This is a genomic window from Prevotella histicola (genome assembly GCF_055385135.1).
The window spans coordinates 1,525,372-1,547,171 of sequence record NZ_AP043793.1 but is presented as its reverse complement, the minus strand read 5'-3'; the positions used below and the strand labels follow the sequence as shown (position 1 = coordinate 1,547,171).

Genomic DNA, 21,800 nt, shown 5'->3' with positions numbered 1-21,800 from the left:
ATTAATTCTTATAGTTACGTGTTTGTACCTTGATTGCCTCATACTCAAGAGGCTCCTTGATAAGCTCTGGAGTCTTGTTATCATCACCCTGATACTCCCAGCAGCCAACATAGAAGAAGTGCTCATCGTCACGCTTAGCCTCACCTTCTTCAGTCTGATGCTCCTCACGGAAGTGACCACCACAGCTCTCTTCACGGTGCAGAGCATCGTAAGCTACAAGCTCACCCATAAGGATGAAGTCACGAAGATGGATGGCTTTATCAAGCTCAATGTTCAATCCTTCCTTCTTACCAGGGATAAAGAGGTTGGTATTGAACTCCTCACGAAGAGCCTTCAACTGCTTCAAACCTTCCTCAAGGCCTTCCTTAGTACGACCCATACCTACGTATTCCCACATAATATGGCCGAGTTCCTTGTGGATAGAGTCAACAGAACGCTTACCATGGATACCCATCAAGCGATCAATCTCTGCATTAACAGCCTTTTCAGCCTCATCAAATTCAGGACGATCAGTAGGAACTTTGCCCCAAAGAGCCTGGTCTGCGAGATAATTCTGAATCGTATAAGGCAGTACAAAGTAACCATCTGCCAAGCCCTGCATCAATGCTGAGGCACCTAAACGGTTGGCTCCGTGATCTGAGAAGTTACATTCACCGATTGAGAACAGACCTGGAATAGTTGTCATCAACTCATAGTCAACCCAGATACCACCCATTGTGTAGTGGATAGCAGGGAAGATCATCATTGGATTGTAGTACTTCACGCCATTAATCTCATTAGCAACTTCGCCTGGATTGACGTCAGTGATCTCCTCATACATATCAAAGAGGTTACCATAACGCTGAAGAATAGTGTCAAGACCGAGGCGGTTGATAGACTCAGAGAAGTCCAAGAACACAGCCAAACCAGTGTTATTAACACCGAATCCCTTATCACAACGCTCCTTAGCAGCACGTGAAGCAACGTCACGAGGCACAAGATTACCGAACGCAGGGTAACGACGCTCCAAGTAATAGTCGCGATCTTCCTCTGGAATGTCTGATCCTTTCTTTGTTCCAGCTTGTAAAGCTTTAGCATCTTCGAGCTTCTTTGGAACCCAGATACGGCCATCATTACGCAAAGACTCTGACATAAGCGTCAGCTTTGACTGCTTGTCACCATGTACAGGGATACAAGTTGGGTGAATCTGAACGTATGATGGGTTTGCCATATATGCTCCCTTACGATAGCACTGAACAGCAGCTGTACAGTTACAGCCCATTGCATTAGTTGAAAGGAAGTAAGTATTGCCATATCCACCAGTAGCGATTACAACAGCATTTGCAGTGAAACGCTCCAATTTACCAGTCACAAGGTTCTTTGCAATGATACCACGTGCATGGCCATCAACGATAACTACATCCTCCATCTCATAACGAGTATAGAGCTTAACCTTACCAGTTTGGATCTGAGCACTCAATGATGAGTAAGCACCAAGCAGCAACTGCTGACCAGTTTGTCCCTTAGCATAGAATGTACGGCTTACCTGTGCACCACCAAAGGAACGGTTTGCCAACATACCACCATACTCACGAGCGAATGGAACGCCCTGTGCTACACACTGATCGATGATGTCGTTAGACACTTCTGCCAAACGATAAACGTTTGCTTCACGTGCACGATAGTCGCCACCCTTCACTGTATCATAGAACAAACGGTAAACAGAGTCACCGTCATTCTGATAGTTCTTGGCAGCATTGATACCACCCTGTGCAGCAATAGAGTGTGCACGACGTGGTGAATCTTGGATACAGAAGTTCAAAACGTTGAAGCCCATCTCACCAAGAGATGCTGCAGCACTGGCACCAGCCAGACCTGTTCCGACAACGATAACGTCTAATTTCAGTTTATTCTTTGGGTTAACCAAGCGCTGATGAGCCTTATAATTGGTCCATTTCTCAGCTACTGGTCCTTCTGGTATTCTGGAATCTAATGTCTTAGTCATGATTGTTTTGAATTAAATTTTCAATTAAGATACTTACTTATGCAGCACAATGAAGGCTTGGTGCACAACCGAATGCGAATGCAATAACGACTACGAAGAAGCCAAGCATCAACAGCGTAACGTAAACAAGACCGATGGTTTTCCAACGGTTGAACCACACCTTACCGTTAATACCTACTGTCTGCATAGCACTCCAGAACCCATGAGAGAGATGGAACCACAATGCACAGATCCAGATAATGTAGAGAACTACGTATACAGGATTAGCAAATGTGTCCTGAATGTAAGCAAAACCATCAGCTGGATGATGAGGCACTGCGATGCCAGTAAGCTCTGCAAACATCATGTTGTACCAGAAATTAAAGAAGTGAAGACCAAGACCAAGCAGAACGATGATACCAAGTACCAGCATGTTCTGGCTTGCCCACTCTACACTTGCAGGCTTTTCTGTAACCGCATAGCGCTCATTTCCACGTGCGCGACGGTTCTGTGCAGTAAGAATGAATGCATAAACAATGTGACAAACTGCCAAAGCACCAAGACCTACAGTAGCCAAAACAGCATACCAGTTGGCACCTAACAGCTCACAAATCATGTTGTAAGCCTTTCCAGAGAAGAGCGCAACAAGGTTCATACAGCAGTGGAACGTCATGAATAGAATCAGAGCCATGCCTGTAACAGACATAATCACCTTTCTACCAATAGATGAATTGATTAACCACATAAATGTTTTGATTTTAAATATTTAAACTGTTAGAATTATAATTCTACGTAGTTCACACTCACTAAAAGCAACAATTTGCTTATAGAGTACCTCGTTTCCGTTCAGGTTAATACCCAGAAGTTGGTATTTCTACATGGTGAATGTGGTGCAAATGTACTATATTTTAATGATTTGCCAAAGTAAATTAAATAAAATGTCCAGTTATTTAGACTTAAAATAAGGATGCTTTTCTTATCCTAATAAATGAGGATGCAATTAAAGAGGGAATATATCTCGTTTTTTGACATTCTTATTGGGTCAGAATCTATGGTAAAGCACATGGGATAAGATACACACATCTGGCTCTATCTTATACTATTATACTATATAAATAGGTATGAAAACTGAATTCAAATACTATAAAAAAGTTCTTCATAAAAGATGATCTTTTGAAGATTACACAAAGTCTCATAATGTAAAAAGAAAGAAAGAGAAAAATAAAAGTACGGAGATAACCGACAGTAAAACAATCTTACAAAGAAAAAGACACAATGATGAATGAAACGAAAGGAATGGGTCTTTTTTCGCTTCTATAACATACACAGAATCAAATAGTTACAAATGGGTTTGTAAAAGGGCATGTTTTACGATGTAAAAGGGCGTCTTTTACACATCAAAAGGGCATCTTTTGCAACGCAAAAGGGCACCTTTTACAATGCAAAAGATGCCCTTTTAAAATCCAACAAGGAATTTATCTTACAAAAGGAGTACGTTACCTTGTTTCGAATTCATATCCCAATAGAATTTATCTGCTATGAGATAGGACCGTTTAATGCTTCTCCTTCAGAATAATTTCATTAACATCAGCCGTACCAACCACACCAATATGAGTTACTCCTTTCACTATATTAAGATTAATGAAAGAATCAGTAGTAGTTGTTTCTGACCTTACATTGTTATGCTTATCATATTGACGCAGGACCACACTGCCTCCTTCTGGTACGGACAAGAGCAAGGTACAGGATATAGTTTTCTTTGGAACATCGAACGAGAAAGCACCTGGACTATGGAAGAACGTTGTCAACTGGTGGTCAAAAGCTTTTTCCAGATTAACAGGATTACTGCTGTTTTTCGCATAATTGACTGACTTCTTAGTCGCAGGGAAGACTGAAAACTCTCGGATAGATGCCCAGTTCGTGCGTTCAGAATCAAGTCTTCGCAGGCGGATGTAACGTGCCTGAACAGGGTCTCCACGCCATAGTATGTCATACTGATTACGCAAATCGTCCAAAAGTGGCTGCCATGTCTTGCCATCAACAGAGTATTCTAACGCTGCATGGTCGAAGAAATCAGTGTCATCCTTTGAGTTTCGCCCTTGAAGAATATGTACTTTACGCAATATTGTCAGCTCTGGAAGAGCCACACCGACCCAATCTCCAACCTTCTGACTTACCCCTGAAGTATAGAAAGTAGCAGTATCACCATCCAACATCATGTTGGTTTGTGTCGTTCTTACATTCGGATAGGTACCAATAGCCTGCAATCTGAAAGCCTTCTCACCCGTCAATCGTTCATAAAAAGCATCGGCAAGGTCTGCCATAGCTTGCTCATAGAAAGGTTGTAGCTTCATAGTTCCAGACTTATGGGCTTCATACTCCTTCCTGTCTTCAGCCGTCATACAGTTTTTTACATAAGCATTCCAGAACCGTTTATCACCACCTGCACGATAAAGATCCATGAGATCAATGGCATTCTGACCACGTACGCCAAGCTTACCAAACTCCTTTAACCATGGACGTAGCTCTACTAATAGCAGTGAATCGGTACATCCAGCTTCTATTTCGGCTGGTGCTAAAGCCACACTATCAAACTCATTATAGAGCTTATCACGCTTCTCCTGTGTGTAATCTGCCAAACGGAAGGTCTCCGTTTCCCATGATTCGTCACGGCGATAACCCGTTTCTGTATCTGAAGAGTGGATGGCAAACGTGCGATAGGCACTCTTTATACATGGCATCATAACCTCTAAGCCACGCTCCCAACTGTCAATAGGATTATAATCTGAAGCATTCCAGGAATAATCAGCTACACTGTAAAGTGCAAGTTTTGACGCTTCTCCATGCTCCATAGGGTTACTTACGAAACCACACATGTCCTTACTTGTAAGCGAAGTATCCAAGCCATAGACCGGACCTTGCAGCATAAGATTGCGTACATAGTCGGTCACAGGATAGTTCCACCAGAAGAAAGCGGGACGTTTAATACGGCTGTTTACCCAATCAAGTGTCGCTCTAGTCACGTCACTACATACGACATCACCTGTCCAAAAGACACGAATAGACGGGTCGAGCTTCCTTCCATAGATACTCAAAGGTCCGTCTTCACCAGCTTTAGCCCACAGTTTTGAATAATCAGTAGGACAAACAATAAGCGGAGAGACATCACCTTTAGGTTTCACAAACTCCTCTGTCAGTCTGTTCAACAGTTCAACTTGCTTTTCAGGGTTAGTCCCTTCACCTTCTATATCATCAAAGAATATAGCGAACGAACGTACTCCATCTGCATACATAAGCTCAAATTTATGTACGAGATTCTGGTAATCCTCTTCGTTCCACTTGATATCTTTACCCGGATGAATAGCCCAAACAAAATCTACACGGTTCTTTCTGCAAGCTTCAACTAACTCCTTTATGTTCTTTCTCTCAGCATCTGGATAAGGTAATCGCCAGTTGGGAGAACTATGATAAGGGTCGTCTTTCGGACCATATATATAGGTATTAAGCTTGTACTTACCATAGAAATCAATCAAAGACAATCGAACTTTGTGTGGCCATGGGGTACCATAGAAACCTTCAACAACACCACGATAAGGGAATGTGGGGCTATCCACGACTTCCAAACAAGGCAGACTCTTACCATCTTTGGCAGCAGGATTATCCATAATCAGCCTTAACGTCTGGATAGCATAGAAGATTCCGGCATCATCATAACCAATGATCTGAATGCCACTCTTTGAGATCTTCAGACTATACGCACCAGAAACATTCTGTACACCATGCTCTGTGGGTACTTCTCCATACGTAGCTTCAAGCGGGAAACCTTTCGAATAGAGATCTGAACACTTACAGAGAATCGGCAGGAAGTACATGTCTTCCAGATAATTATGCAAGCTATCAGCCTTCGGGACAATAGCTTTGATGCCGTTGCCTATATCTACACTCCCCTCACCTGTCAGTCTCATATAACGCGGTGTAGGGTTAATAACAAACTCCTGATGGGCTCTTTTCTCCCCAGGAACAGGGTTTACGAGCTGAACTTCCGACCGTTGACCAGCCAAATCGAAGTTCTCATTCTGTGCTTGGACGGTGGTTAGCATGCTAAAGCTTACCGCTATAAGCATAAAAAGGCTTCTTGGATTCATTCTTAGTTTTAATAGTTTGGGCACAACTTGCTATCTTATATTATGCAAAGCATAGCCATTTTATTATGAGTATATATGTACATTACCCTGCTCGAAATCAGGGATTGGGTCTGCAAAGATAGTAATAAAAATGAAATCCGACCATCAACCGATACCAAAAAGCAAAGAAAACGGATATCTTTAGCAGAAAAACATGCGTTATTTTAACGAAAAGAAACATTTTTCTTTATGACGAAAAAAACGCAACTCATAATATTTCATTTGAAAAAACACAGACTATAAGTAAAGTTTACGTATCTTTGTCGAGGATAAAAAACCATTTAATAGAAGATTAACAATAAGGGATCATCTTAAACTCTGGAGTTTATATCTCTTTATCAAAGCAACAGAACAATAATGACCTCTAAGACAAAAAGCTTGAAAATAGCATTATATCTGCTACTTCTCACACTCATCCCACTTCAATCCATGGCACAAGAGACAGAGGATTTCTCGCCTGATGCACCCGGTGCAACGACAGGTGTCAGCATAATGCCTCAAGGAAAGATTGACTGGGAGACTGGTATTGGACTTGAATGGGACAGAAGAAACGGTGAACATGCACATACTTTCACTATTAACACATCTATGTTCCGACTCGGATTAACCCCACAGGCAGAAGTGAGATTGCAGATAGATGAATGTCTTACTCATACACCTGACGGTAATTTTGGTGGTATAGCCAATGCCTCTATTGGTACTAAAATCAAGGTTTATGAGGGTGGAAAGATATTTCCAAAGGTCGCTTTTATGGGTACAGTGCTCATCCCTGGGGGCAGTCATGCCCACTATCTGCCAAAGCATGTAGGCTTCCTAGCACACCTATTGTTCGAAAACGAACTGAGTAGTAAGCTCACATTAGGATATGATATGGGAGGAGAATGGGATGGAGACACTGAAAGTCCTGACCTTTTCTTCGGTGCAAACCTCACTTATCAACCTACTGACAAGTGGAGTTTCTTCGTAGAAAGCTATAATCGATATAACTCAAAGAGACAGGATGATTGGGCAAAACCAGGGAAAGATAGTCACTTTAACTTTATGAGTGAGTTTGGACTGGATTATAAGGTTACACCACGGCTACACATAAACGCATACTATGACATATCCTTCAACGAGTTTTCAAAATACAGTAACATCGGTTTGGGTATCGCATGGTTGCTGAATTAAGAGATTAGAGAGGTTTACAAAGGAACTTTTCTACTTATAATATAGGTGTAATTCGATTTTATTTCTTAATTTTGTGTCGGTATAAATTAGGGGTATTATGCCCCTATACTTTTGTAAAAGAACGATGAAATTCAAGTATGATGTACTTGTTATCGGCGGTGGACACGCAGGTTGTGAGGCTGCAACAGCAGCTGCAAACATGGGTGCAAGGACTTGTTTGATAACAATGGACATGAATAAGATTGGTCAAATGAGCTGTAATCCAGCTGTAGGAGGTATAGCTAAAGGACAGATAGTCAGAGAGATAGATGCTCTTGGAGGCTATATGGGACTCGTTACGGACGCTACAGCGATACAATTCCGTATGCTGAACCGCTCTAAAGGACCTGCAGTATGGAGTCCACGAGCACAATGTGACCGTGGAAAATTCATCTGGGAATGGCGTACTATACTCGACCATACGGATAACCTTGACATCTTTCAGGACCAAGCAGACGAACTATTGGTAAAGGATCGTAAGGTATTAGGTATCAGAACAATATGGGGAATAGAGATATATGCCCGTACTGTGGTAATCACAGCTGGTACTTTCCTCAACGGACTGATGCATATTGGTAAACGAAAAGTGGAAGGTGGACGCTGTGCAGAGCCTGCTGTACACCATTTTACAGAGAGTATCACACGCCATGGCATCACATCTGAGCGCATGAAGACAGGTACTCCTGTGCGTATTGATCGCCGTTCGGTACACTTCGAGGATATGGAACCGCAGCCAGGAGAGACCGATTATCACCAGTTTTCCTTCTTTGGACCACAACGGAAGCTACCACAACTGCCTTGTTGGACATGTAACACGAACGAAGAAGTACATGAAGTGTTGCGCAGTGGATTGGCTGATTCGCCTCTATTCAATGGTCAGATCCAAAGTACAGGACCACGTTATTGCCCTTCAATAGAGACAAAACTCGTTACATTCCCCGACAAAAACAGTCATCCACTCTTCTTGGAGCCTGAAGGAACAGACACCAATGAGATGTATCTCAATGGCTTTTCGTCAAGTATGCCTTGGGAAATTCAGCTTGAAGCTATACATAAAATCTCTGCATTACGCGATGCAAAGATATATCGACCGGGGTATGCTATAGAGTATGATTACTTTGATCCGACACAATTAAAGCACTCATTAGAGTCGAAAATCATTGAAGGACTGTTCTTCGCAGGGCAGGTTAACGGCACAACAGGATATGAGGAAGCTGGCGGACAAGGGACAGTTGCAGGTATAAATGCTGCCCTACTCTGCAGTGGCAATGAGCCTTTCATCATGAATAGGGACGAAAGTTACATCGGAGTACTCATAGATGACCTAACAACAAAAGGTGTAGATGAACCCTATCGCATGTTCACTTCACGTGCCGAATACCGTATATTGCTACGCCAAGATGATGCAGATGCTCGCCTAACAGAGCGTGCTTATAATATAGGTATAGCCAAACGTGACCGTTATGACTGGTGGATACAAAAGGAAAAGAACATCAATCGCATCCTTAACTTCTGTGATAATACAGTCGTTAAGCCCAATATTGTTAACAGTTTCCTCGATAGAATAGGTTCTGCACCCATCAAAGGTTCAATGAAGATAACCGATCTCGTGGCACGTCCACAAGTCAATTTCAAGAACCTATCAGAGGTGATTCCAAGTCTGAAAGAAGCTATAGAAGCATCCCCCAATCGTATAGAAGAGATATCAGAGGCTGCTGAAATTAAAATGAAGTATAAGGGTTACATTGATAGAGAACGTGTATTTGCTGAAAAAATGCACCGCCTTGAAGATATAAAAATCAAAGGACACTTCAACTATAGTGAGCTTCATGACCTCTCAACAGAGTGCCGTCAGAAATTAGAACACGTACAACCAGAGACTTTAGCACAGGCAAGTCGCATACCAGGGGTTAGCCCAAGCGACATAAATGTGCTCTTAGTATTGATGGGACGATAATATATAGAAAAATAATATAAGGCTCTGCGCAACGCAAAGGACGTAGTTTCACGTGAAACAAGAGCACAAAGAATAACTACATAACACATTGAAAATGAACAAACAACTATTATTAGACAATCTAAGATGTATCCCTGATTGGCCTATCAAAGGAGTAAACTTCCGCGACGTGACCACCCTATTCAAGTCACCAGAGGCCCTTTTGGAAATCACAAACCAAATGGTTGACCTCTATAAGGATAAAGGTGTGACCAAAATCGTCGGTATTGAGAGTCGCGGATTCGTAATGTCATCAGCCGTAGCAACCCGACTTGGTGCTGGAGTGGTACTATGTAGGAAGCCAGGAAAGCTCCCTTGCGAGACCGTACAAGAAACTTATGCAAAGGAATATGGTACAGACACCATAGAAATCCATAAGGATGCAATCAACGAAAATGATATTATTCTCTTACACGACGACCTACTTGCAACGGGAGGAACAATGAAAGCGGCATGCGATCTCGTGAAAAAATTCCATCCAAAGAAGGTTTATTGTAACTTCATCATTGAACTACACGAAGAATTTCCACACAGCCGTGAGCTGTTCGATGACGACATAGAGATAACGTCTCTCCTACAATTCTAAAAGAAACAAGAAACAGCCAATAGGCAATAAGCACACCTTCGCAAAAAGAAAGATCAAGTCTTGCAAAACAAAAGAACAGCTTTCACAACACCAAAACAATAAGATTGCGAAACAAGAGATTGTGCTTAATATAATAAAAGGTATAGAATTACCGCATAGGATATCTGGCTTTCAGTATAGAAAAGATAACTTTGCGAAGCCGAAAGAGTAGAGTTTGTTGAACAAAAGATACAAGTTTGTAAAATAAAAGATGAAGTCCTGTAAAATGAAAGATAAAGTCTTGAAAAATAAAAGATGAAGTTTTGCAAGATAAAAGATAAAGCCTTGCAAGATGAGAGATCACAAACTGCTGAATAAAAGATAAGACTATACGGTAAGAGAGGAAAGACTTTTCCTATACATCCATAGGAGTTTGGGGCATACAAATCAAAATATACAAACGCAGCACAGCATAAGCAGCTATTGTTTCAACGCCCTCTCTTCATGTTTCACGTGAAACCAAACACCTTATAAAGCCCTAGTACAGAGGAGTTACGACAAATGATTAAAAAAGAAAACATAAACCGTTTAACCCATTTAAAGGCCATTGTACAGAGTATGCCAGAGAAACCTGGCACCTATCAGTACTATGATTCAGACCACAACATTATCTATGTAGGGAAAGCTAAGAATCTTAAACGGCGCGTTTCTTCATATTTCTACAAGGAGGTAGATCGCTTTAAGACAAAAGTTCTCGTCTCAAAGATTCATGATATATCCTATTCCGTCGTTAATTCCGAGGAAGATGCCCTTTTGATAGAGAATCAACTCATCAAACAATACAAGCCAAAATATAATGTTTTGTTGAAAGATGGCAAAACATACCCAAGCATTTGCATAACCAACGAGTACTTTCCTAGAATATTCAAAACCCGAAATATCAACAAGCGGTATGGCACTTTTTACGGTCCTTATAGCCATATCAGTAGTATGTATGCCATATTAGACATTATTAAAAAGGTATACAAACCACGCACTTGCCGCTTCCCTATTACAAAAGAAGGCATAGAACAAGGTAAATACAAGCCTTGTTTAGAATATCATCTACACAACTGTGGAGCTCCATGTATCAACAAACAAAGCTACGAAGACTACCAAGAAGCTATCAAACAAGCCCGAGAAGTTCTGAAAGGTAACACTCGTGAAGTTCAGAAACTGCTCAAAAAACAAATGGAGAAATACGCAGAAGAACTAAGGTTTGAGGATGCGGAATTATGCAAACAACGCTACCTTGCTCTCGATAACTTCGCTGCAAAGAGCGAAATTGTTAGCCATAATATCACAGATGTTGATGTATTTACAATTGTAGATGACGATAGTAAGAAGAACGCTTTCATCAATTATATCCACGTAAAGAACGGTGCTATCAATCAAAGTTTCACTTATGAATACAAGAGAAAGCTCGATGAAACCGATGAAGAGTTACTCAATGAAGCCATACTTGAGATCCGTGGACGTTTCAATAGTACGGCAAAAGAGATTATAGTACCATTCGAATTAGACTTCAAAGTAAAAGGAGCAGAGTTCTTTATACCACAAAGGGGAGACAAACGCCACCTCCTTGAGCTTTCAGAAATGAATGCCAAACAATATAAATTCGACCGATTAAAACAAACGGAAAAGCTGAATCCAGAGCAAAAGCAGACCCGTCTGATGCGTGAATTACAGCAAAAATTGAAGCTACCAAAGCTTCCTTACCAGATAGAATGCTTTGATAACTCCAATATATCAGGTACAGATGCAGTAGCAGGATGTATTGTTTACAAAGGAATGAAGCCCTCAAAGAAAGACTACCGCAAGTATAATATCAAGACAGTTGTGGGCCCTGACGATTACGCCAGCATGCAGGAAGTTGTCAGGAGACGCTACTCTAGGATGCAAGAAGAAGGTACTCCCCTGCCCGACCTTATCATTACGGACGGTGGAAAAGGGCAGATGGAAGTGGTAAGAGAAGTTGTTGAGGACGAACTCCACCTCAACATTCCTATAGCAGGCCTTGCTAAAGACGATCGTCACCGCACAAACGAACTATTATATGGCTTCCCACCACAAACAATAGGCATAGATGTCAAAAGCGAACTGTTCAAAGTACTCACACAAATACAGGATGAGGTGCACCGTTTTGCTATCTCTTTCCACCGAGATAAACGTTCTAAACATCAGTTACACAGCGAGTTAGACGACATAAGAGGTATTGGACCAAAGACCAAAGAAGCACTTATCAAACAGTTTAAGACCGTAAATAGAGTAAAAGAAGCTGATATCCAACTACTTACAGAAGCTATAGGTGCAAGTAAATCAGCCATTGTTTACAATTATTTCCACCCCAATGAGGATGGAACAAAATAAATATTGTACATTTGTCCTATGAGAATTGTCATTCAACGTGTCACCCATGCATCCGTAACAATAGGCGGATCAACAAAGTCAACCATACAAGATGGTTATCTAATACTTGTAGGTATTGGAGAAGATGACACAACAGAAGATGCCGATTGGTTAGCAAAGAAAGTGATAGGATTACGTGTTTTCAACGATGAAAACGGCATTATGAACAGAAGCATCATGGACATTAACGGTGAAATACTTGTCGTATCACAGTTTACACTCATGGCAAGTTACAAGAAAGGGAACCGTCCAAGCTGGATACATGCAGCCCGACACGAAGTCTCTATACCGCTTTATAATCACTTCTGTGCCACTTTAAGCGAGCTATTAGGCAAACCTGTAGGTGAAGGAGAGTTCGGTGCAGACATGAAGGTAGAGCTGTTAAATGATGGTCCTGTCACCATTTGCATGGATACAAAGAACAAGGAATAGTGCTATTTTTCACCTTTTTATCGCTATAAGAGCACATTAAATGATAAGAAATCAATAGCATTCACCTCCATAAAGACATATAAAACAGAACAAACAATATGACAATACAAGAAGCACAAGAGGCCGTTGACCAGTGGATAAAGCTATATGGCGTTCGTTATTTCAGCGAGTTGACCAACATGGCATGCCTTACAGAAGAGGTTGGAGAGCTAGCTCGTGTCATTTCTCGTACCTATGGAGACCAGAGTTTTAAGCCTGGTGAGAAGTCTAACTTAGGAGAAGAGATGGCAGATGTGCTGTGGGTTCTGCTCTGTTTAGCCAATCAAACGGGTGTAAACCTTACCGATGAGCTTCAAAAAAGCATAGAGAAAAAGACTAAAAGAGACAAAAACAGACACATAAACAACCCTAAGTTAAATAAAAACAAGTAACCTATACAGTATGAAAGATCATAAAAACATCAAATTATGGAGAGACATTATCTTCGTAATCGGCGGTATTCTTCTCCTAATCATCGGCTCAACTATACAAGCATTTGGAGTATATACGGCATCAGAATATAACTCTTACCTGATAAACATACCAATATTCCTTATTACGGCAGCTGTTCTTCTACTGTTATATAGCCTTTTAACGAGATACGTAGAAGGCAATGATGCCTGTAAAATAGCTCCGAGAAAAGATATTTCAAGCATAGGAAAAGGCCTTTTAATCGGCTTCTCCTACTTTATTATAGTAACAGCAACAATGTCACTATGCGGTTGTTACCATATAAAAAGCATACAATTCGACTGGGAAAAACAACTCTTCTCCTTTGCTTTATTCTTCCTTGTAGCTGTATCAGAGGAAATTTTCTTCAGAGGTTTCCTCTTCCGCATAATAAACAGACGATGGAACCTATGGGCTGCATTGGTTATTTCAGCCTTAATCTTTGGTGGATTGCATATATTCAACGATAATGCAACCCTCTGGTCGTCTATTGCTATAGCCATAGAGGCAGGTTCTTTACTCGGCGCAGCCTATGCATACAACAAGAATCTATGGTTACCCATAGGCATCCATTGGATATGGAACTACACACAAGGTAATATTTTAGGCTTCCCTGTGTCAGGTGAAGACAATGTAACAAGTGTTATCACACCCGAAATAAGCGGTCCTCAATGGCTCACAGGAGGCTCTTTCGGTGCAGAAGCATCAGTTATCTCCGCTGTCATCGGTCTACTGATATCACTTTGGTTCATAAGAAAAACCGTACAACAGGAGCATTGTGAACAATAAAGCAAAGGCACGAACGAAGAAATAAATATCAAAATAACAAATATAAATAAACAACATGGGAATAATAAAAGAGACTGTCTCAAGAGACATTCAAGAGCAAAAAAGCGGTGGAATCGTTGAAAAAAGCGAGTATGACCAGGCCTTAGAGAAGTATAATCTCAACATCACTGACGAAGAAGTCAAGGCTGCAGTGAAGAAGATTATTGCAGAGAAAGTATCAGCAAATGATAACCTTGAAGTGAAGAAATTCCTCCTCGGTAGCGTTGAACTGACCACACTTAGTACTACAGATACTGAAGAAAAGGTCCTCGCTATGATAGAAAAAGTGAACCGATTCGACAGCGAATACCCTGACTTACCACATGTTGCTGCCGTCTGTGCTTATCCTTGTTTCACCAAACTAATGGCAGACAGCTTAGAAGTTGATGGTGTTGAAATAACCAATGTTACAGGTAACTTCCCATCTTCTCAGACTTTCTTAGAAGTAAAAACCATTGAGACTGCCCTTGCGATAAAGGATGGAGCAACAAATATTGATATTGTTATGCCTGTCGGAAAGTTCCTTTCAGGCGATTACGAGGGCGTATGTGACACCATTGGTGAGCTTAAACAAACCTGTGGTGACGTACCAATGAAGGTGATCCTTGAGACTGGTGACTTGCGTAATGCACGTGATATCAAGACCGCTTCCCTACTCTCTATGTATGCTGGAGCCGACTATCTGAAGACAAGTACAGGCAAAGAAAAAGTCAGTGCTACACCAGAATCAGTCTATATCATGTGCCAAGCCATCAAAGAATACTACGATAAAACCGGCATTCAAATAGGTTTAAAGCCCGCAGGAGGTATAAACACTGTCATGGATGCTGTCATCTACTACACAATAGTAAAAGAGGTCTTAGGCGAAAAATGGTTAACTAACTATTGGTTCCGTATGGGTACAAGCCGATTGACCAATCTTCTCTTGTCTGAAATCATTGGTGAAGAGGTGAACTTCTTCTAAACTTACAAGACATATGAATACAAAAGATAGCGTTTATCACGACTAAAATCGTGGTAAACGCTATTCTTATTTCCCAATAAGACCCATAAAAAACACATAAAGAAAGAATGAATAAACCGTAAAGAAGCTATGTATAATGTAAAGAAAATACATAACTTGAAAATAGAACACGCCCTTTTGAAGTGTAAAAGACGCCCTTTTAAGAAGTAAAACATGCCCTTTTGAAGTGTAAAAGGGCATGTTTTACAATGCAAAAGGGCACCTTTTACAGTGCCCTTTATAACCTATTGATTATCTGTTTCTTACAAAGTCGATTTTTAGAGTTTACCTCCTATCTTGAAGAAAGATAGTATTCAATATTTGTAATCTTATTTCTTAACTAGAGATTCATCCTTATCTTCTATGCAAAGACCAATAAGAAATAACCTCCTGTATGCTTAACCAACTATTTACTTATTACGTTTGATAACATAATCAAGATAAGTCTGCAAAGAAGTACGTACGCTTTCATCCTTTACATACGTATCAATGAAACTCTGAGCTTCAGCATGGAAGTCCCACATCCGACGCTCTGCATATTCAATTCCACCATTATCCTTAGCAAAAGCAACCAATTTTTCAATCTCTTCCCGCGTCACATCATGTGCTTTTACCTTACGTGCAAGCGCATTCATCTCCTCATTTTCAGTAGAATTCAACGCATAAATGATTGGCAAAGTGAGCTTCCCCTCAGCCAGATCGTTCCCTGTTGGTTTGCCAATCTCTGCTTCTGAATCATAATAATCAAAGATATCATCGCGGATTTGGAAGACAATTCCAAGGTTCTTACCAAAGAGTCTGGCAGCTTCGACCTCCTCCTCTGTAGCCCCAGCAGACTCAGCTCCGATGGCAGCACACGCCTCAAAAAGAGCTGCTGTCTTGCGTTCTATAATCTTATAGTAGACCTCCTCCGTAACTTTTTTACTCTGAATATTTGCAAGTTGTAGGATTTCTCCATCACTCAAAGTGCGCCCTAACTCAGCCAAACGACGTACTATAATTTCAGAATGTGTATAACTGACGTGCAACAATGCCGTTGACAGAACATAATCACCCACCAAAACGGCTACCTTATTATCATAATCAGCATTCACACTTGCCTGTCCTCGACGTTCTGCAGCCTCATCTACAACATCGTCATGCACCAGAGATGCTGTGTGAAGAAGCTCCAAACCCACAGCAGCATGCTGTGTTACAGAAGAAACCTGACCAAAGTTTTTGGCCACAAGAAGGATGAGGATAGGACGCATTCGCTTGCCTGCGCGCTGCTTGATATGGTTCAAAACCGTTTGCAACAAACCATCTTCATGATCGAGAGCATGGTTAAAAAGTTCGATGAAATCGCCAAGTTCCGTCTCAATCGGTTGTTTTATGAGTGAAAGGGTATCCATTATATTACTTGAAATTTGATACAAATTTAATGAATATATCGGAGATTATGGAAGAATTTTAGTAATTTTACGGCTTAAACAGAATAATAATTATGGCAAAACTATTCCTCCTCGACGCATATGCGCTCATCTACCGTTCCTATTATGCTTTCCTTAAGAATCCAAGAATCAACTCTAAGGGATTAAATACATCAGCCGTAATGGGCTTCTGTAACACGCTAAATGAGGTGCTTACAAAGGAGAAACCAACGCATATAGGTGTTGCTTTTGACCATGGAAAGACTTTCCGACATGACGCTTTTCCACAATATAAGGCACAAAGGGAGGAAACACCTGAAGATATTAAGCTCTCTGTACCCATCATCAAACAGGTGTTAGAAGCGATGCACATACCTATCCTGCAAGTAGATGGCTTTGAAGCTGATGACGTTATTGGTACTGTTGCAACACGCTTTGGTTCCGATGGAATCGAGACTTTTATGCTTACACCCGACAAAGACTATGGTCAGTTGATTGGCCCAAATGTCTTTATGTACCGTCCTCGCCATGGTGGAGGTTACGAAACATTAGGTGAAAAAGAGGTAGAAGCAAAATATGGCATCCCCACCCCAGCCCAAGTAGTCGATCTACTGGCACTGATGGGTGATTCAGCAGATAACTTTCCGGGCTGTCCTGGGGTTGGTGAGAAGACTGCAGCCAAGCTGATTAATCAGTTCGGAAGCATTGAGAACATGCTCCAACATACAGATGAGATAAAAGGAAAGCTACGGGATAAAGTTGAAAATGCAACCGAAGACATCAAAATGTCAAAGTTCCTTGCAACCATTCGTACTGATGTTCCCATCCAACTTCAATTAGATGAACTCAAATTGGAGCAACCCGATGAAGGTAAACTACATGCTATTTTTGAGGAATTAGAGTTCAAAACACTTATTAACAAGTTCCTTAACAAAAGCGAAACAAAGCAAAAAAGTGAAGAAAAACAGCTTGATCTCTTTGCAATAAACACGCCCCAATCCCCAGAAGAACCAAAAAACGCGAGTTTTGAGAGCCTTAAAACGACACAATACGAATACAAATTGATTGAAAATGAGGATGATGCACGTCGTATATGTGACTTTTTTAGGACAAAAGAGTTTGTAAGTTTAGACACAGAGACCACTTCTACCGATGCAATTAGTGCCGAATTGGTGGGCTTAAGCTTCTCCGTTGAAGAAAAGAAGGCGTTTTATGTAGCAATACCAGCCAATCGTGAAGAAGCGTTAAGATACGTTCAAATATTCAAACCATTGTATGAGGACGACAAAATCATGAAGATTGGGCAAAACATCAAGTATGATTATGAAGTCTTAAGCAACTATGGTGTGACCCTGAAAGGCAAGATGTTTGACACGATGATTGCTCATTACCTCATCCAACCAGAGCTCCATCACAACATGGACTACATGGCTGAGACACTACTCCACTATAAAACAATCCATATTGAAGAGCTCTTGGGACCCAAAGGGAAGAAGCAAAAGAACATGCGCGACCTCTCTCCAGCAGACATTTATGAGTATGCTGCAGAAGATGCCGACATTACTTTGCGCCTGAAAAACGTACTCGAACCTAAGCTGAAAGAGCTAAGTGTCGAGAGATTGTTCTGGGATATTGAGATGCCACTCGTACGTGTACTGGCTGATATGGAGCTTAGTGGTGTTCGTTTGGACACAGATGCGCTGCAAGAAACATCAAGAATTTTCACTGAACGTATGTCTCAATATGAGCAAGAGATATACAAAGAAGCAGGAGAAGAATTCAATATATCCAGCCCGAAACAAGTGGGTGATATCCTTTTCGGCAAGATGCAGATCATGGACAAGCCCAAGAAGACCAAGACTGGACAATATGTCACCAGCGAAGAGGTGCTACAGAGCCTCGAAGCAAAGCACCCAATCGTTCGTAACATCCTCAATTACAGAGGGATGAAGAAGCTCCTCAGCACATACGTTGACGCTCTTCCTAAGCTTATAAACCCACGAACAGGACACATCCACACCTCTTTCAATCAAGCATTGACAGCCACTGGGCGTCTCTCATCCAGTGATCCTAACCTCCAGAACATTCCAGTTCGCACTGATGATGGTAAGGAGATACGCAAGTGTTTCATACCAGAAGAAGGTTGTTTGTTCTTTTCAGCAGATTACAGTCAGATTGAATTGCGTATAATGGCACATCTTTCTGAAGACGAAAACATGATGGAAGCTTTCCGTGAAGGTTATGACATTCACCGTGCAACAGCTGCGAAGATATGGCATGAGGACATTGACAAGGTCACTGATGCCCAAAGAAAGAAAGCCAAACAAGCCAATTTCGGTATTATATATGGTATTACAACCTTTGGTCTTGCCCAACGAATGGGTATTCCAAACAATGAAGCAAGGGAACTCATACAGGATTATTTCCGCACATTCCCAAAGGTTCAGGCTTATATGGAGCAGGCTAAAGAAGTGGCAAGAGCCAAAGGCTATGCCGAAACTCTCTTCCATCGGCGTCGCTATCTGGCTGATATCAACAGCAGAAATGCCACCGTTCGCGGATTTGCAGAGCGTAATGCCATCAATGCACCGATACAAGGAACAGAAGCTGACATCATCAAAGTAGCTATGGTCCGTATCTGGAAGCGTTTCAAAGAAGAGGCAATCCGTTCAAAAATGATACTACAAGTACACGATGAACTTAACTTTTCTGTCTACCCAGAAGAGCGAGAAAAAGTAGAACAGATTGTCATTGAGGAGATGCAGAACGCCTATCCGTTGAACGTACCACTGATAGCTGATGCAGGATGGGGCAAGAACTGGTTGGAGGCTCACTAACGTTTGTCGCTCAGACAAGAGGTTTTTCACCACAAGAACATCATCCCTACCCTATCAGGATGTGCTCTTTTGCTAACATGGAGAGACACATTCTGACTCCTACAGAGATTCTATCAAAAAGAGCTTATCCACTATTTATAGACTATAAAACAATATTTTATAGATTATATATAACGAACAAGTTTAAAATAGTTCGGAGATTTGCCCGCAAAAAGGAACTTTCAGAGGAGAGGAAACAAACTGGTAGTGCGAAGATAAGAAAGGATTGCCTCAGCACTGGACAAGATATAAAGAACCAATGACAGAGTTCAACCCTCCTTCCCATACTTTTCAACAAAACGTAAAAGGATAAAAGAAAAGTCGAAAGGGTAAATATAATCATTAGTAAAATAAACTTACAGATTAAGAAAGACGTAAGTGTGGAAAACAAAAGAAAATGAGTTGTCGCAAGACTTGTAATATCCATAATATCAAACAGTTACAAATCGGCTTGTAAAAGGGCATGTTTTACGTTGTAAAAGGGCACCTTTTACACATCAAAAGGGCATCTTTTACATTGCAAAAGGTGCCCTTTTAGATTGCAAAAGAGGCTCTTTTAAAAAGCAGTTAGGAATCTTTTTTACAAAACAGCACGTTATCTTTCCCGCAATAACATAAAAAGCACACTTGAAACCAGGAACAAAGAAAACCTAAACCACCCTACATACAGTTCCAGACATCCCCATAAAAAGAAAGATGCAAGCCCGTATCATGCTGTGTTAAAATATAGAAAAAACCTAAAGGTTTAGCTTTTTTAGCGTACTTTTGCAATTTAAACAGCTATAGAAATTGAATGAGTCTTACCAGTATAGTAAACAAGTTATACTTCCAACCACGTCGTAAAGAGCTGGAACGCTACACGACAGAGGGAGAGACTATCCAGCGGGAAGTCATGGAATACCTTATTGAACGGGCAAAAGACACCGAATACGGTCGCAAACACCTGTTCTCAACCATCAAATCATACGATGACTTCATACAGAACGTACCTGTAAACACCTACGAGGAACTGAAAGGCGATATCGACCGCATGCGCCATGGCGAACGAGATGTGCTATGGCCAGGACAGGTAAGATGGTATGCGAAGTCATCTGGTACGACAAATGACAAGAGTAAATTTATCCCTGTCTCTCATGAAGGGTTGCAAAACATACATTATCAAGGCGGAAAGGACGTTCTCGCCTACTACCTCAGCAACCATCCAGAGAGCCGTATTTTCAATGGAAAGAGCCTCATCTTAGGTGGAAGTCACTCCCCTAACTACAACTTATCCAACTCTCTTGTTGGCGATTTAAGTGCAATTCTCATTGAAAATATCAACCCATTAGCCAATTTCGTACGTGTCCCGAAGAAGGAAACAGCCTTATTAAGCGACTTCGAGGTGAAACGTGACCGCATAGCACATGAGACTTTAAAGCAGAATGTGACCAACATTTCTGGTGTTCCATCATGGATGCTCTCCGTCTTAGTACGTGTAATGGAACTGAGTGGCAAGCAACATCTGGAAGAAGTATGGCCTAATTTGGAGGTATTCTTTCATGGTGGCATAGCTTTTACGCCCTATCGTGAACAGTATAAGCAGATCATTACCAAGTCGGACATGCACTACATGGAGACTTACAACGCCTCAGAAGGCTTCTTCGGCATACAGGATGACCCATCAGACAGTAGCATGTCGCTCATGCTTGACTATGGTATTTTCTACGAGTTCTTACCCATGGACGAATTTGGAAACGACCGTCCTAACATTGTTCCACTGTCTGGTGTAGAGACAGGGCGCAACTATGCCATGCTGATTAGTTCGTCTTGTGGTCTCTGGAGATACGAGATTGGCGATACAATACAGTTCACTTCTACCAACCCATATAAGTTTATCATCACCGGAAGAACAAAGTATTTCATCAATGCCTTTGGTGAAGAACTCATCATGGATAATGCTGAAAAGGGGCTTGAGGCAGCTTGTAAGGCTACTGGTGCACAGATATCAGATTACACTGCAGCACCAATCTATATGGATGCGAACGCCAAATGCCGTCACCAATGGCTCATTGAGTTTGCCAAAGAACCTGACTCTATAGCCCAGTTCGCTACAGTTCTTGACGCTAAATTGCAGGAAATAAACTCTGATTATGAAGCAAAACGCTTCCATAACGTCACCTTACAACCTTTGGAAATCGTGGTTGCACGCAGGGAACTCTTCAATGATTGGCTCAAAACAAAGGGAAAACTCGGAGGACAACATAAGATTCCACGCCTCTCAAACAGTCGTACTAATATTGAAGAGCTGCTGAGTATGAACCAATAAGAAGGTGCTTTGAAGTGTAAAAAAGTAAAGAGTAAAAAGATAAAAAGCCTCTTTGAAAGATAAAAAGCTAAAAGAGTAAAAGACTAAAAGAGC

The 21,800-nt window shown here is 41.3% G+C and carries 14 protein-coding genes; 10 read left to right on the top strand and 4 right to left on the bottom strand.

Features of this window, described 5'->3' with window-relative positions:
• Position 1: 1 nt before the first annotated feature.
• From ACZ48L_RS06285 to ACZ48L_RS06275, 3 genes are all read right to left on the bottom strand, one after another.
• Positions 2-1,984 (bottom strand): fumarate reductase/succinate dehydrogenase flavoprotein subunit, encoded by a 1,983-nt coding sequence (locus ACZ48L_RS06285; protein WP_036870236.1) that lies wholly within the window; start codon positions 1,982-1,984, stop codon positions 2-4.
• 37 nt (positions 1,985-2,021) lie between these two features.
• A complete protein-coding gene (locus ACZ48L_RS06280; protein ID WP_025791300.1) occupies positions 2,022-2,708 on the bottom strand; it encodes a fumarate reductase in 687 nt (228 codons plus the stop codon).
• 808 nt (positions 2,709-3,516) lie between these two features.
• Entirely contained in the window at positions 3,517-6,108 is a 2,592-nt protein-coding gene (locus ACZ48L_RS06275) for a beta-N-acetylglucosaminidase domain-containing protein (RefSeq protein WP_025791296.1), read from the bottom strand.
• Positions 6,109-6,504: 396 nt separating this feature from the next.
• Between ACZ48L_RS06275 and ACZ48L_RS06270 the strand changes: the two genes are divergently transcribed.
• The 8 genes from ACZ48L_RS06270 (at position 6,505) to deoC (ending at position 15,078) form a co-directional block, all read left to right on the top strand.
• Positions 6,505-7,317, top strand: a complete 813-nt coding sequence (locus ACZ48L_RS06270) for a transporter (protein ID WP_025791295.1) — start codon at positions 6,505-6,507, stop codon at positions 7,315-7,317.
• 124 nt (positions 7,318-7,441) lie between these two features.
• Positions 7,442-9,313, top strand: coding sequence for a tRNA uridine-5-carboxymethylaminomethyl(34) synthesis enzyme MnmG (mnmG, locus tag ACZ48L_RS06265; RefSeq protein WP_278492243.1), 1,872 nt, complete (start codon positions 7,442-7,444; stop codon positions 9,311-9,313).
• Between the two features lie 94 nt (positions 9,314-9,407).
• A complete protein-coding gene (locus ACZ48L_RS06260; RefSeq protein WP_008823456.1) occupies positions 9,408-9,938 on the top strand; it encodes an adenine phosphoribosyltransferase in 531 nt (176 codons plus the stop codon).
• A 540-nt stretch (positions 9,939-10,478) separates the two neighbouring features.
• Complete coding sequence (gene uvrC / locus ACZ48L_RS06255) at positions 10,479-12,326, top strand: excinuclease ABC subunit UvrC (protein WP_314694118.1); 1,848 nt, start codon at positions 10,479-10,481, stop codon at positions 12,324-12,326.
• 18 nt (positions 12,327-12,344) lie between these two features.
• Positions 12,345-12,797 (top strand): D-aminoacyl-tRNA deacylase, encoded by a 453-nt coding sequence (gene dtd, locus ACZ48L_RS06250; protein ID WP_008823454.1) that lies wholly within the window; start codon positions 12,345-12,347, stop codon positions 12,795-12,797.
• Between the two features lie 98 nt (positions 12,798-12,895).
• Positions 12,896-13,228: a nucleotide pyrophosphohydrolase gene (locus ACZ48L_RS06245; protein ID WP_025791293.1), complete on the top strand. Its 333-nt coding sequence runs from the start codon at positions 12,896-12,898 to the stop codon at positions 13,226-13,228.
• 10 nt (positions 13,229-13,238) lie between these two features.
• Entirely contained in the window at positions 13,239-14,075 is an 837-nt protein-coding gene (locus ACZ48L_RS06240; protein WP_025791290.1) for a CPBP family intramembrane glutamic endopeptidase, read from the top strand.
• Positions 14,076-14,130: 55 nt separating this feature from the next.
• Positions 14,131-15,078, top strand: coding sequence for a deoxyribose-phosphate aldolase (deoC, locus tag ACZ48L_RS06235; protein WP_008823451.1), 948 nt, complete (start codon positions 14,131-14,133; stop codon positions 15,076-15,078).
• Positions 15,079-15,527: 449 nt separating this feature from the next.
• Here deoC and ACZ48L_RS06230 read toward each other — a convergent pair whose 3' ends face one another.
• Positions 15,528-16,508, bottom strand: a complete 981-nt coding sequence (locus ACZ48L_RS06230) for a polyprenyl synthetase family protein (protein WP_025791289.1) — start codon at positions 16,506-16,508, stop codon at positions 15,528-15,530.
• A 92-nt stretch (positions 16,509-16,600) separates the two neighbouring features.
• On the opposite strand from ACZ48L_RS06230, the gene polA reads away from it, so the two are divergent.
• Both polA and ACZ48L_RS06220 read left to right on the top strand, forming a co-directional pair.
• Positions 16,601-19,363: a DNA polymerase I gene (gene polA, locus ACZ48L_RS06225; RefSeq protein ID WP_025791287.1), complete on the top strand. Its 2,763-nt coding sequence runs from the start codon at positions 16,601-16,603 to the stop codon at positions 19,361-19,363.
• Positions 19,364-20,195: 832 nt separating this feature from the next.
• A complete protein-coding gene (locus ACZ48L_RS06220) occupies positions 20,196-21,707 on the top strand; it encodes a GH3 auxin-responsive promoter family protein (RefSeq protein WP_025791283.1) in 1,512 nt (503 codons plus the stop codon).
• Positions 21,708-21,800 lie beyond the last annotated feature (93 nt).